12 protein-coding genes are annotated in these 13,022 nt (G+C 60.7%); 8 read left to right on the top strand and 4 right to left on the bottom strand.

What is annotated here, in order from left to right; genetic code table 11:
- Positions 1-2: 2 nt before the first annotated feature.
- From KW837_RS12055 to KW837_RS12025, 7 genes are all read left to right on the top strand, one after another.
- Positions 3-665 carry an amino acid ABC transporter permease gene (locus KW837_RS12055; RefSeq protein WP_105341167.1) on the top strand — a complete coding sequence of 221 codons (663 nt, stop codon included), beginning with the start codon at positions 3-5 and terminating at the stop codon, positions 663-665.
- Between the two features lie 8 nt (positions 666-673).
- Positions 674-1,336 (top strand): amino acid ABC transporter permease, encoded by a 663-nt coding sequence (locus KW837_RS12050; RefSeq protein WP_218395941.1) that lies wholly within the window; start codon positions 674-676, stop codon positions 1,334-1,336.
- Entirely contained in the window at positions 1,333-2,124 is a 792-nt protein-coding gene (locus tag KW837_RS12045; protein ID WP_063340152.1) for an amino acid ABC transporter ATP-binding protein, read from the top strand. Before KW837_RS12050 ends, KW837_RS12045 begins: the two co-directional genes overlap by 4 nt.
- Before the next feature lie 24 nt (positions 2,125-2,148).
- Positions 2,149-2,538 (top strand): RidA family protein, encoded by a 390-nt coding sequence (locus KW837_RS12040; RefSeq protein ID WP_007898265.1) that lies wholly within the window; start codon positions 2,149-2,151, stop codon positions 2,536-2,538.
- Positions 2,539-2,679: 141 nt separating this feature from the next.
- Positions 2,680-3,444, top strand: coding sequence for an IclR family transcriptional regulator (locus KW837_RS12035; RefSeq protein WP_218395939.1), 765 nt, complete (start codon positions 2,680-2,682; stop codon positions 3,442-3,444).
- A 39-nt stretch (positions 3,445-3,483) separates the two neighbouring features.
- Positions 3,484-4,701 carry an amino acid deaminase gene (locus KW837_RS12030; RefSeq protein WP_218395937.1) on the top strand — a complete coding sequence of 406 codons (1,218 nt, stop codon included), beginning with the start codon at positions 3,484-3,486 and terminating at the stop codon, positions 4,699-4,701.
- A gap of 142 nt (positions 4,702-4,843) precedes the next feature.
- Positions 4,844-5,776 carry a sugar kinase gene (locus KW837_RS12025; protein WP_218395935.1) on the top strand — a complete coding sequence of 311 codons (933 nt, stop codon included), beginning with the start codon at positions 4,844-4,846 and terminating at the stop codon, positions 5,774-5,776.
- 143 nt (positions 5,777-5,919) lie between these two features.
- Here the strand turns inward: KW837_RS12025 and KW837_RS12020 are convergent, their stop codons facing one another.
- Together KW837_RS12020 and KW837_RS12015 are read right to left on the bottom strand one after the other, a co-directional pair.
- Entirely contained in the window at positions 5,920-6,195 is a 276-nt protein-coding gene (locus tag KW837_RS12020; RefSeq protein ID WP_007898282.1) for a peptidylprolyl isomerase, read from the bottom strand.
- 66 nt (positions 6,196-6,261) lie between these two features.
- The gene (locus KW837_RS12015) at positions 6,262-8,799 is read right to left on the bottom strand and encodes a PAS domain S-box protein (RefSeq protein WP_218395933.1); all 2,538 of its coding nucleotides are present in this window, start codon (positions 8,797-8,799) and stop codon (positions 6,262-6,264) included.
- A gap of 117 nt (positions 8,800-8,916) precedes the next feature.
- Here KW837_RS12015 and KW837_RS12010 point away from each other — a divergent pair, with 117 nt between their 5' ends.
- Positions 8,917-10,026: a PilT/PilU family type 4a pilus ATPase gene (locus tag KW837_RS12010; protein ID WP_218396726.1), complete on the top strand. Its 1,110-nt coding sequence runs from the start codon at positions 8,917-8,919 to the stop codon at positions 10,024-10,026.
- A gap of 123 nt (positions 10,027-10,149) precedes the next feature.
- Here KW837_RS12010 and KW837_RS12005 read toward each other — a convergent pair whose 3' ends face one another.
- Together KW837_RS12005 and KW837_RS12000 are read right to left on the bottom strand one after the other, a co-directional pair.
- Positions 10,150-12,105, bottom strand: coding sequence for an acetoacetate--CoA ligase (locus tag KW837_RS12005; protein ID WP_218395931.1), 1,956 nt, complete (start codon positions 12,103-12,105; stop codon positions 10,150-10,152).
- Between the two features lie 131 nt (positions 12,106-12,236).
- A complete protein-coding gene (locus KW837_RS12000) occupies positions 12,237-13,022 on the bottom strand; it encodes a 3-hydroxybutyrate dehydrogenase (RefSeq protein ID WP_218395929.1) in 786 nt (261 codons plus the stop codon).

Here is a 13,022-nt window from a genome sequence, read left to right as displayed (position 1 = left end):
CCATGAACTATCAGTTGAATTTTGCCGCCGTCTGGCGCGACTTCGACACCTTGTTGGCGGGGCTCGGTCTGGGCCTTGAGCTGGCGCTGGTGTCGATCGCCATCGGCTGCGTGATCGGCCTGCTGATGGCGTTTGCATTGCTGTCAAAGCACCGCGCATTGCGGGTGCTGGCGTCGGTGTATGTGACGGTGATCCGTAATACGCCGATCCTGGTATTGATCCTGTTGATCTACTTCGCGTTGCCGAGCTTAGGGATTCGTCTAGACAAGATCCCGTCGTTCATCATCACCCTGTCGCTATATGCCGGGGCGTACCTGACCGAAGTGTTCCGCGGCGGGTTGTTGAGCATTCCCAAGGGGCTCCGTGAAGCCGGCCTGGCGATCGGGCTCGGTGAGTGGCAGGTCAAGGCGTACATCACCGTGCCGGTGATGCTGCGCAATGTGCTGCCGGCCCTGTCGAACAACTTCATTTCGCTGTTCAAGGACACCTCGCTGGCGGCGGCGATTGCCGTGCCGGAGCTGACCTATTACGCGCGCAAGATCAATGTCGAGAGCTACCGGGTGATCGAAACCTGGCTGGTGACCACAGCGCTCTATGTTGCGGCCTGTTACCTCATTGCCATGATGCTGCGTTACCTCGAGCAGCGTCTGGCGATTCGCCGATAGGAGCCCCCATGTACGAATCTCCCAGTTGGATGCATGAGTTATGGGTGGCGCGGGAAGTCCTGTGGCAAGGCTTTCTGACCAGTGTGCAGTGCTCGGCGCTGGCGATTTTACTGGGCACGCTGGTCGGCATCGTTGCAGGTCTGGTGCTCACCTACGGCACGTTCTGGATGCGCGCGCCGTTCCGGTTTTACGTCGACATCATTCGCGGCACGCCGGTGTTTGTATTGGTGTTGGCCTGCTTCTACATGGCACCGGCCTTGGGCTGGCATATCAGCGCATTCGGTGCCGGCACCTTGGGGCTGACGCTGTTTTGCGGCTCCCACGTTGCCGAGATTGTGCGCGGTGCATTGCAAGCGCTGCCCAGTGGCCAGATGGAAGCGAGCAAGGCCATCGGCCTGACGTTTTACCAGGCGCTGGGCTACGTGTTGTTGCCTCAGGCGTTGCGGCAGATCTTGCCGACCTGGGTCAACTCGTCCACCGAGATCGTCAAGGCCTCGACGCTGTTGTCGGTGATCGGCGTCGCCGAATTGCTGCTCAGCACCCAACAGATCATCGCCCGGACGTTCATGACCCTGGAGTTTTACCTGTTCGCCGGTTTGCTGTTTTTCGTCATCAACTACGCCATCGAATTACTCGGCCGGCACATTGAAAAGCGGGTGGCTTTGCCATGACACAAGCTCAAGTTTCGACACAGAATCAAGCGCTGCTGGACATCCGCGGCCTGCACAAACAATACGGCCAGCTCGAAGTGCTCAAGGGCGTCGACCTGACGATGCAGCGCGGCAACGTGGTCACGCTGATCGGCTCCAGCGGCTCGGGCAAGACCACGCTGCTGCGCTGCGTGAACATGCTCGAAGAGTTCCAGGGCGGGCAGATTCTGCTCGATGGCGAATCCATCGGCTATCACGAGGTCAACGGCAAGCGCGTGCGGCACCCGGAAAAAGTCATCGCCCGCCATCGCGCCATGACCGGCATGGCGTTCCAGCAATTCAACCTGTTCCCGCACCTCACCGCGTTGCAGAACGTTACCCTCGGTTTGCTCAAGGTCAAAAAGCTGCACAAGGATGAAGCCGTGGCGCTGGCGGAAAAATGGCTGGAGCGGGTTGGCCTGCTGGAACGTCGCGATCATTACCCCGGCCAGTTGTCTGGCGGCCAGCAACAGCGCGTGGCGATTGCCCGGGCGATTGCGATGAACCCGAGCCTGATGCTGTTCGATGAAGTCACCTCGGCGCTCGACCCGGAACTGGTGGGCGAAGTGCTGAACGTGATCAAGGGCTTGGCCGAAGATGGCATGACCATGCTGCTGGTGACCCACGAAATGCGTTTTGCCTTCGAGGTGTCGGACAAGATCGTGTTCATGAATCAAGGGCGGATCGAAGAGCAGGGGCCGCCCAAGGAACTGTTCGAACGCCCACAGTCGCCGCGTCTGGCGGAATTTCTCAAGAACACCCGTTTTTAACGTTTTCAATCAGGAGAAACACCCATGAGCATTACTCGTTACGGCACCGGCAGCACCGCCGGTGGCGGCCAGCCCCGTCCTTTCGCCCGCGCCGTCGAAGCCGATGGCTGGCTGCACGTGTCTGGCCAGGTGCCAGCACTGGATGGCGAAATCATTGTGGGCGGCATTGTCGAGCAGACTCACCAGACCATGAAAAACCTGATCGCGATTCTGGAGGAGGCCGGGTACGGGCTCGAAGATGTGGTCCGTACGGGCGTGTGGCTGGAAGACCCGCGGGATTTCTGGAGTTTCAACAAGGTGTTCTCCGAGTACTTCAAAAGCGAACACGCCCCGGCAAGGGCCTGCGTACAGGCGAACATGATGGTCGATTGCAAGGTCGAGATTGATTGCATCGCGTACAAGAAAAAGGCCTGACCCGCGGTGAATTCTTCGCGGGCAAGCCTCGCTCCTACAAACGATGCGATCCTGTAGGAGCGAGGCTTGCCCGCGAAGGCGGCCTAACAGTCGCCACTGCACTCTGGGTAAACTCCCGGCACTTTAATGGGAACCTGAAGCATGACCGAAGACACCATCAAGCGCCGGGCTCGCGGACTGGACCGTGCGTTCGATATTCTCGATTTCCTCAAGGAAATCGGCCAGCCCCTGCGCCCGAACGAAATCGCCAGCGGCATCGGCAGCCCGAAATCCACGGTCTACGAACTGGTCGCCTCCTTGTTGGAGCGGCGTATTCTCGAACCTGTGGGTAAGGACGGTCACGTTTACCTCGGTCGTCAGCTGTACTTCCTCGGGCAGGCGCATTTGCGCCATTTCGACCTGACCCGCGAGGCCGATCTTGCCTTGCAAGAGATCGTCAGCCAGACACGTGAAACCGCGCAGATGTGCCTGCTCAACGGGCGCAAATACACCGTGGCGTTGATGAAAGAAGGCGAGCGGCATTTCCGCATTTCCTCGGACATCGGCGAGAACGCGCCGATCCCTTGGACCGCTTCCGGACGCTTGCTGCTGGCGCACCTGAGCGATCAGCAGATTGTCGACTTGATCGACCCGGACGACTTCGTCCTGCCCGACGGCGAACGTTTACCGCTGGAGCGGTTTCTCGAGGAAATTCGCCAGGCCGGTATCGATGGGTTCTTTTCCTTCGATAGCGTCGCTGACACGTTTACCCATTGCTTCGCCGCCCCGGTCAAAGACCCGAACGGCGTGGCCATCGCAACCCTGTGCATCGTCGCCCCAAGGGCCGATGCGAAGAACAATTACAACGACTATCGTCGGGTGCTGATCGACAGCGCCAACAGCCTCGCCCGGCGTATCAACGAATAACAGCGGCTGCCTGCGGCCGCGAGTGTGAGGAGATCGACCATGTATTCCGCCAAAAATACTGCCGCCGTGGAAAAGGGCTTTGCCCATACAGGCGCCAATCTTGTGCGCGACGTCAGCCTGCCTGCGCTGGTGCTGCACCGCGACGCGCTGGAGCACAACATTCGCTGGATGCAGGACTTCGTCAGCAACAGCGGCGCGGAACTGGCGCCCCACGGCAAAACCAGCATGACCCCGGCGCTGTTTCGCCGCCAACTGGACGCCGGTGCCTGGGGCATCACCCTGGCCAGCGCCACGCAAACCCGCGCGGCTTACGCCCATGGTGTGCATCGGGTGCTGATGGCCAACCAATTGGTCGGCACGCCGAACATGGCGCTGATCGCCGATCTGTTGGCAGACCCGACCTTCGATTTCTATTGCATGGTCGATCACCCGGATAACGTCGCGGACCTCGGCGCGTATTTCGCCTCGCGCGGGGTGCGCTTGAACGTGATGATCGAGTACGGCGTGGTCGGGGGGCGTTGCGGTTGCCGCACCGAAGCCGAAGTGCTGGCGCTGGCCAAGGCGATTGCGGCGCAACCGGCATTGGCGCTGACCGGCATCGAGGGTTACGAAGGGGTGATTCACGGCGATCACGCGGTGAGTGGCATCCGTGCGTTCGCTGATTCTTTGGTGCGCCTGGCGGTGCAATTGCAGGACAGCGGCGCGTTCGCCATTGCCAAGCCGATCATCACGGCGTCGGGTTCGGCCTGGTACGACTTGATTGCCGAATCCTTCGAAGCGCAGAACGCCGGCGGGCGTTTCCTCAGCGTGCTGCGCCCCGGCAGTTACGTGGCCCACGACCATGGCATCTACAAAGAAGCGCAATGCTGCGTGCTCGACCGTCGCAGTGACCTGCACGAAGGTTTGCGTCCGGCGCTGGAAGTCTGGGCACATGTGCAGTCGTTGCCGGAGCCGGGTTTTGCGGTGATCGCCCTGGGCAAACGCGACGTCGCCTATGACGCCGGTTTGCCGCTGCCGTTGCTGCGTTACAAGGCCGGTGTGGTGCCGGCGATCGGCGAGGATATGAGTGCCTGCAAGGTGACAGCGGTGATGGACCAGCATGCATTCATGACCGTTGCGCCAGGGGTTGAATTGCGGGTGGGCGATATCATTTCGTTCGGTACTTCGCACCCGTGCCTGACGTTCGACAAATGGCGCATCGGGTGTCTGGTGGATGAGCAGTTGAATGTCATCGAAACCATGGAAACCTGTTTCTAAGGTTTGAGACCGCGTCGCGGCCTTCGCGAGCAAGCCCGCTCCCACAGTGGATCTTCAGTGTTCACAAGACCCCTGTAGGAGCGAGGCTTGCCCGCGAAGGCGCCCATCCAGACGCCACCGAAACACCAGAGACACCACGTCAATGAACAGCATCAGCCCCCTGGGCCCCAACACCCCGCGCATCGCCCTGATCGGCGAATGCATGATCGAATTGCAGCAGCGCGCCGACGGTACGCTGCAACAAAGCTTCGGCGGCGATACCCTGAACACGGCGGTCTACCTGGCCCGTGAGCTGGGCGATGGCGGCACGGTGGATTACGTCACCGCCCTGGGCGATGACAGTTTCAGCGACGCGATGTGCCAGAGCTGGGCCAGCGAGAAGATCGGGTTGGACATGGTCCAGCGTTTGCCCGGTCGCCTGCCTGGCCTGTATTGCATCCAGACCGACGCGGCCGGCGAGCGGCGTTTTCTCTACTGGCGCAACGAAGCGGCAGTGCGCGATTGCTTTACCACACCGGCCGCCGCGCCGATTCTGGCGGCGCTGCCGGATTACGACGTGTTGTATTTCAGCGGCATCACCCTGGCGGTGCTCGGTTTGCAGGGCCGGGAAAAACTCCTGGAAACCCTGATCGAAGCCCGGCAGCGGGATGCGCGGATCGTGTTCGACAACAATTATCGACCACGCTTGTGGGCTTCGATTGAAGAGGCACGGGCGGCTTATCGCAGTGTTCTGCCCTATATCGACCTGGCGTTGCTGACGGTTGACGATGAGCAGGCGCTGTTCCATTTTTCCGACTGCGCGGCGGTGTTTGCCGCGTACGAGCAGATGGGTACGCCGGAAGTGGTGCTCAAGCGCGGGGCCGAGGCGTGTCTGATTCGTTGCGATGGAGAGTCGTTCGAAGTGCCGGCACAGGTGGTCGAGCGGGTGGTGGATACCACGGCGGCGGGGGATTCGTTCAGTGCGGCGTATTTGGCGTGTCGGCTCAAGGGTGGTAGCCCGGTTGAGGCTGCCGAGGCGGGGCATCGGTTGGCGAGTCGGGTGATTCAAGTGCCCGGGGCGTTGATCCCGAGATAAGCGGTGGATGGCCGTTTGCTGCGCAATCGGTTCGCGAGCAAGCCCGCTCCCACTCTAGATCTTCAGTGAACACACAATGGGTGACCACCACCGATCAAATGTGGGAGCGGGCTTGCTCGCGAAGGGGTCCTAAAGGCAACCCATCAATCCCGATAAAACACCTGCACCAGGTGATAACCAAACTTGCTCTTGATCGGCCCGTGCACCACACGCAGTGGTTTTTTGAAGATCACCGCATCGATCACGCCGACCATCTGCCCGGGCCGTACTTCGCCCAGGTCACCGCCGCGTTTGCCGGACGGGCACGTGGAGTATTTCTTGGCCAGCACATCGAAGGCTTCGCCCTTGGCGATGCGTTGTTTGAGCTGCTCGGCTTCTTCCGAGGTTTTCACCAGGATATGGCGGGCTTGGGCTTTCATTGGCAGTACCTTGCAACGGTGGTGGCTATGTTGGTGCCAGCGTGGGGCGCGCGATTATGCCTTAACTCAGTCCGCTTGGCCGATCATCGTGCGAATCTTGTTGGCCAACAGGTCAATGGAAAAAGGTTTGGCCACCATGTCCATCCCTTCCTCCAGGAACCCCTGGCGTTCGGCGGCTTTCTCCGCATAACCGGTCATGAACAGCACCTTCAGGTCCGGGCGATGCTGACGCGCGATTTCCGCCAGTTGCCGACCGTTCATGCCCGGCAGCCCGACATCGGTCACCAGCAGATCGACCCGCAGGTCGGATTCCAGCAAGGGCAGGGCGGCCTTCGCGTCTTCGGCTTCATGAGCGTGATAACCCAGTTCATTGAGCAGGTCGAGCACCAGCATGCGCACCGCCGGATCGTCTTCCACCAACACCACCGTTTCACCGGCCACCGCTGCCGGAGTTTCGCCGGTAAGCGGTTCCAGAGTGTGCTCCGGCACCGCGACGTGCAGCCGTGGCAAATACAGGCGAACGCAGGTGCCCTGGCCCGGCAGGCTGTGAAGGCTGACGTGCCCACCCGACTGCTGGGCGAAGCCGTAGATCATCGACAGTCCAAGGCCGGTGCCCTGGCCGATGGGTTTGGTGGTGAAGAACGGGTCGAAGGCCTTGGCCAACACTGACGGGGTCATGCCGGCGCCGTTGTCGCTGACGGCAATCATCAGGTAATCCCCGGCCGTGACCGGTTCCAGGGGGGGGATGTCGCTACCGTCAAGATGAACGTTGGCGGTTTCGATCAGTAGCTCGCCACCTTCGGGCATCGCATCCCGGGCATTGATCACGAGGTTGAGCAAGGCGTTTTCCAGTTGGCTGACGTCAGTGCTGACGGGCCAGACTTCATCGGCCAGCTTTATTTTGAGCTCGATAGAGTCGCCCTTGGTGCGGCGGAACAAATCTTCCAGAGAATGCACCAGCTGATTGGCATTCAGCGGCTTGCGATCCAGTGACTGACGCCGGGAGAACGCAAGCAGGCGATGGGTCAGGGCAGCCGCGCGGTGAGCCGAGGACACCGCGGCTTCGGTAAAACGACCGATCTCCGCGGCGCGCCCGTCGGCGATGTAGCGCTGCATCAAATCGAGGCTGCCGATGATCCCGGTGAGCATGTTGTTGAAGTCATGGGCGATGCCACCAGTGAGCTGTCCGACCGCTTCCATTTTTTGCGCATGCCGCAAGGCATCTTCAGCGCGCTCGCGTTCGAACATCTCGTTCTGCAGCCGCTGGTTGGCTTCGGCCAATTGCTGAGTGCGGGCGCTGACGCGTTCTTCAAGGGTTTCGTTGAGGTTGCGCAGTGCTTCTTCGGTCTGTTTGCGCTCGGTTTCGTCGATCACGAAAATGTAAAAACCATTGACCGCGCCGTCCGCGCCATGACGCGGCAGGTAGTTCATCAGGGCCTGGCGGGTGCTGCCATCGCGGTGCGCGGCGCTGATGCTGAAACTGCAGGCCTTGCCTTTCAGCGCATCGGCAATGTATTCGGCGCGCAGGGCATAGGCTTCGTCGCCCAGCACTTCACGGACGGTGCGGCCGTAAAGCTCCTGGGGCGTCAGGCCGTACCACTCCAGGTAGGCGGCATTGTTGAGGCGAAAACGCTCCTCGCTGTCGACGTAACTGATCAGGATCGGCATGGCGTTGATGATCAGTTGCAGCTCGGTCTGGCTCTGGCGCAAGGCCTGTTCGATGTGTTTGCGTTCGGTCAGGTCGAGTGCCGCGCCAAGGAAACGAATCGGCCGACCATGATGGTCCTTGTAGCAGCGGCCTCGGGCAAACACCCAGCGCAATTGGCCGTCGGGCTGCAGCAAGCGATATTCCTCGGCGTACTCGCTGCCATGGGTGATGCAGTGCTTGATGCTGCGGGCAATCATCGCGCGGTCTTCCGGATGCACGCCGTGGAGGTATTCGCTGATGGGCAACTGGCTGGCCATGGTCGGATCGACGCCATGCAATTGAGCGAAGTGGGCATCGGCGATGAAACGGTCTTCGCCGATGTCCCAGTCCCAGGTGCCGACGGCATCGGTGGCGGCCAGCGCCAGTTGCAGGCGCTGCTCGGTTTCGTGCTGGGCCTTGAGGCTGGCGGCGGAGCGTTGTTCGAGTTCCAGGGCGATGCGGCGGCGTTCGTTGGTTTCGATGGCCGTGACCAGAATCCCGGCAACCTCGGCGCTTTCATTGCGAATGGGGCTGTAGGTCAAATCCAGCCAGAAGTCGGAATCTCGTCCGTCGCGCTGCAAGGTAAAGCGCTGTTCGCTGTAGGTCCGCACCTGACCCTGTAGGACGGCGCTGTAAATCGGGTCGGTAAAGTCTTTCAGTTCTGGCCAGATCTGGTGCGTTGGTTGTCCGAAAGCGTGAGGGTGCTTGCTGCCGGCGAGGAGGGCGAAACCGTCGTTGTAGATCTGGGTGAGCTGCGGGCCCCACAGCAACAGCATCGGCATCGGCGAGTGAATCACAATGTCCACGGCGGTGCGCAGGCTCTGCGGCCAGTGATCAGCGGCGCCCAGCGGGTTGTTTGTCCAGTCCAGTCGGGCAATCAAGGCCTGGGCGTCGCTGGCGGTCGGTGGTGCGTTCATTGCAATGTCCTGCGTCAGTCGGTGTGGCGGCGTCTACTATCCTTGCATGGCGGTAGACGCTGGATGACCCAGATGGGGTCATTTTTTCAATTGAATGCTTCGCGGGTGTTTTTTGCCATGGAAATCGATGCACTGTTGCAGATTCTGTCCAGCCGCAATGGCTCCGATCTTTATTTGTCCACGGGCGCGCCACCCAGCGCGAAATTTGACGGTGTGCTCAAAGCCCTGGCTGAGCAACCGTTCAAGCCCGGAGAAATCGCAGCCATTGCCGCGTCCATCATGGACGCCGAACAGCGCCTGGAGTTCGATCGCGAACTGGAAATGAACCTGGCGCTTTCCCTGGCCGGGGTCGGGCGCTTTCGGCTCAATATCTTCAAGCAGCGCAATGATGTGTCGATCGTGGCGCGCAATATCAAACTCGACATTCCACGTTTCGAAGACCTCAAGCTGCCTCCGGTGCTGCTCGAAACCGTGATGCTCAAACAGGGGCTGATATTGTTCGTCGGTTCGACCGGTTCCGGCAAGTCGACCTCGCTGGCGGCGCTGATCGATTACCGCAACCGTCACAGCAGCGGCCATATCATCACCATCGAAGACCCGGTCGAGTTTATCCATCGGCACAAGAAGTCGATCATTAACCAGCGTGAGGTCGGCGTCGATACCCGCAGTTTTCATGCGGCGTTGAAAAACACCCTGCGCCAGGCACCGGACGTGGTGCTGATCGGCGAGATCCGCGATCGCGAGACTATGGAGCACGCGTTGGCGTTTGCCGATACCGGTCATCTGGTCATTTCCACTTTGCATGCCCACAACGCCAATCAGGCGCTGGACCGCGTGATCAACTTCTTTCCCGAAGAACGCCGGGCGCAACTGCTCCATGACCTGGGCAATAACCTCAAGGCCTTTGTTTCCCAGCGTTTGGTGCGTACCCGGGATGGGCAGCGCCGGGCAGCGGTGGAAGTGATGTTGGGAACGCCAACCATCGGCGACCTGATCCGGCGCAATGAGCTTGGCGAGCTCAAGGGGATTATGGAGAAGTCGTCAGACGCAGGAATGCAGACCTTTGATGGGGCGCTGTTCGGGCTGTTTGCCGAGGGCGCGATTGATGAGGCAGAGGCGTTGAAACATGCAGATTCGGTGAACAACTTGCGTTTGCGCCTGAAAATGCACGCCGAGGCCACGCCCGGGCCCCATACACCGCCGGGTGAGTGGGGATTGGTGGACTAGCGCCGGCAACGACGATCAAATGTGGGAGCGGGCTTGCTCGCGAAAGCGGTCTATCAGCCAACATCAATGTTGAATGTGAAATCGTCTTCGCGAGCAAGCCCGCTCCCACAATGGATCTACGTTTCAGTCGCTCAGTTCGGGGCGGTTGCGAAACTGCTCCAATGCCTCGGGATTGGCCAGTGCGTCGGTGTTCTTCACCTTCTGGCCATGTACCACATTCCTTACCGCCAGCTCGACCACCTTGCCGCTGATGGTCCGCGGAATATCGGTCACCGCAACTATCTTCGCCGGCACATGCCGTGGTGTGGTGTTGGCGCGGATGACTTGGCGAATCTGTTGTTGCAGTGCTTCGTCCAGCTCGACACCGTCACGCAACCTCACAAACAGCACCACCCGCACGTCATCCTGCCATTGCTGGCCGATGGCGACGCTGTCCAGCACCTGCGGGATTTTCTCCACCTGACGATAGATTTCCGCCGTGCCGATGCGCACGCCGCCGGGGTTGAGCACGGCATCGGAACGCCCGTGGATCAATAGGCCACCGTGGGGCAGTTGTTCGGCGTAATCGCCTTGGGCCCAGACACCGGGGAACAGGCTGAAATAGGACTTTCGCAGCTTCTCCCCATCAGGGTCATGCCACAAACCGATGGGCATGGCCGGAAAATGCCGGGTGCACACCAGTTCGCCTTTTTCCCCGATCACAGGCGTACCGGCGTCGTTCCACACTTCGACCGCCATGCCCAGGCCCTTGCACTGCATTTCGCCACGGCGCACCGGCAGGACCGGGTTGCCAATCACAAAGCACGAAATGATGTCAGTGCCGCCGGACATCGAGGACAGGCACAGGTCGGACTTGAACGCGCGGTAGACGTAGTCGAAGCTTTGCGGGGACAGCGCGGAACCGGTGGACAGCACGGTTTTCAGGCTGCTCAGGTCATGACTGTCGCAGGGCTTCAGGCCATTGCTTTCCAGCGCGGTGAGGAACTTGGGGCTTGTGCCGAAGACGTTGATGCGTTCGTCGTCGATCAGGTCGATCAAACGCTCCGGGCCTGGATGAAACGGCGAGCCGTCATACAGCACCACGGCGCTGTCGACCGCCAAGGCCGAGACCAGCCAGTTCCACATCATCCAGCCGCACGTGGTGTAGTAGAACAAACGGTCGCCCGGGCCAAGATCGGTATGCAGCCCATGTTCCTTGACATGTTGCAGCAGCACGCCGCCGGTGCTGTGAACTATGCATTTCGGCACGCCGGTGGTGCCGCTGGAGTAGAGGATGTACAGCGGATGGGCGAAGGGCACGGGAACGAATTGCGGCTCACCGCCCGGGTCGTAGAAATCGTCCCAGAGCGTCACGTTGGCCTGGCTGCGGAAGTCTTCGATGTGTGCCTGGGGTCGTGCGTAAGGCACAACGATCAACTGCTGCAAGGACGGCAGTTGCCCGAGGATTTCGTTGACCTTGGCGGTCTGGTCGATCTCTTTGCCGGCGTAACGGTAACCGGCGCAGGTGATCAGCACTTTCGGCTCGATCTGGCCGAAACGGTCGATCACCCCATGAGTACCGAAATCTGGCGAGGAACAAGACCAGATCGCCCCCAGACTGGTGGTGGCAAGCATGGCTACCAGGGTTTGCCAGGTGTTCGGCATGCACGCGGCCACGCGGTCGCCGAGGCCGACACCGGCGGCTTTCAGGCCGTTTTGAAAACCGGTGACATGGCTCGCCAGTTCGGCCCAGGTCAGTTGTTCCCGTTGGCCGTTTTCGCCGATGGCCACCACCGCCACGGCATCGTCGCGACGGCGCAGCAAGTGCTCGGCGAAGTTCAGCGTGGCGCCGGGGAACCACTGGGCGCTGGGCATTTGTGCGCCCTCAATCAGCACCGCGTCTGGCTGATCGTGAAAACGGATGTCGAAGAAATCGACGATGGCCTGCCAGAAAGCTTCGCGTTGATCGATGCTCCACTGGTGCAGGGCAGGGTAGTCGGCGATTTCAAGGGCATGTCGCTGATTGACGAAGCGCCGGAAGGCCTCCATGCGGGATTTGCCGATGCGCTCGGTGCCGGGTTGCCAGAGGATGTCGGACATGGCTTGGCCTCTTTTTCTGTCTTCAGATCTGTTCGCGGGCAAGCCTCGCTCCTACAGGGTATGGGGTTCGACACAAAACCTGTAGGAGCGAGGCTTGCCCGCGAAGAACGATAACGCGGTTTGGCGGCGGATTACTGCGCCAACCACCCACCATCAATATTCCACGCAGCGCCACGTACCTGGCTACCGGCTTCGCTGCATAAAAACAGCACCAACTCACCCAGCTGCGGCGGCGTCACGAATTCCAGCGACGGCTGCTTCTCGGCCAGCAAATCATGTTGCGCCTGCTGCGGGTCGATCCCGGTCGCGGCGCGATCATCGATCTGCTTTTGCACCAGCGGCGTCAGCACCCAACCTGGGCAAATGGCATTGCAGGTGACGTTCGTCGTGGCGGTTTCCAGGCCGACCACCTTGGTCAGGCCGATCACACCATGCTTGGCCGCAACGTACGCCGCCTTGCCCACCGAACCGACCTGGCCATGCACCGAAGCGATATTGATGATCCGTCCCCAGCCCTTGGTACGCATCCCCGGCAAGCTCAAACGGGTACTGTGAAACACCGACGACAGATTGATCGCAATGATCGAGTCCCAGCGCTCCACCGGAAAATCCTCCACCGACGCCACGTGCTGGATGCCCGCGTTGTTGACCAGGATATCCACGCCGCCGAACTCACGCTCGGCGTACTCGATCATGTCGGCGATCTGCGCCGGGTCGCTGACGTCGGCGGGGTGATGGCCGACCTTGCCGCCGCTTTTATTATTGAGCTGTTCCACCTCGGCAATCACCCTGGACGCATCGCCGAAACCGTTGAGGATGAGGTTGGCGCCAGCCTTGGCCAGGCTCAGGGCGATTCCCAGACCGATGCCGCTGGTGGAACCGGTGACCAGTGCGGTCTTGCCCGAAAGAGTCGTCAT

Origin of the sequence: Pseudomonas sp. PDM24 (assembly GCF_019218905.1) — a bacterium.
Classification (GTDB): Bacteria; Pseudomonadota; Gammaproteobacteria; order Pseudomonadales; family Pseudomonadaceae; genus Aquipseudomonas.
Note: the sequence above shows the minus strand (reverse complement) of the source record. Positions and strands in the feature narration are given on the sequence as shown.

Coding starts and splice junctions, on each gene's coding strand:
- KW837_RS12055 (WP_105341167.1), top strand. CDS start 3: ATGAACTATCAGTTGAATTTTGCCGCCGTCTGGCGCGACTTCGACACC.
- KW837_RS12005 (WP_218395931.1), bottom strand. CDS start 12,105: ATGTCCGACATCCTCTGGCAACCCGGCACCGAGCGCATCGGCAAATCC.
- KW837_RS12010 (WP_218396726.1), top strand. CDS start 8,917: ATGGAAATCGATGCACTGTTGCAGATTCTGTCCAGCCGCAATGGCTCC.
- KW837_RS12030 (WP_218395937.1), top strand. CDS start 3,484: ATGTATTCCGCCAAAAATACTGCCGCCGTGGAAAAGGGCTTTGCCCAT.
- KW837_RS12040 (WP_007898265.1), top strand. CDS start 2,149: ATGAGCATTACTCGTTACGGCACCGGCAGCACCGCCGGTGGCGGCCAG.
- KW837_RS12025 (WP_218395935.1), top strand. CDS start 4,844: ATGAACAGCATCAGCCCCCTGGGCCCCAACACCCCGCGCATCGCCCTG.
- KW837_RS12035 (WP_218395939.1), top strand. CDS start 2,680: ATGACCGAAGACACCATCAAGCGCCGGGCTCGCGGACTGGACCGTGCG.
- KW837_RS12020 (WP_007898282.1), bottom strand. CDS start 6,195: ATGAAAGCCCAAGCCCGCCATATCCTGGTGAAAACCTCGGAAGAAGCC.
- KW837_RS12045 (WP_063340152.1), top strand. CDS start 1,333: ATGACACAAGCTCAAGTTTCGACACAGAATCAAGCGCTGCTGGACATC.
- KW837_RS12050 (WP_218395941.1), top strand. CDS start 674: ATGTACGAATCTCCCAGTTGGATGCATGAGTTATGGGTGGCGCGGGAA.
- KW837_RS12000 (WP_218395929.1), bottom strand. CDS start 13,022: ATGACGACTCTTTCGGGCAAGACCGCACTGGTCACCGGTTCCACCAGC.
- KW837_RS12015 (WP_218395933.1), bottom strand. CDS start 8,799: ATGAACGCACCACCGACCGCCAGCGACGCCCAGGCCTTGATTGCCCGA.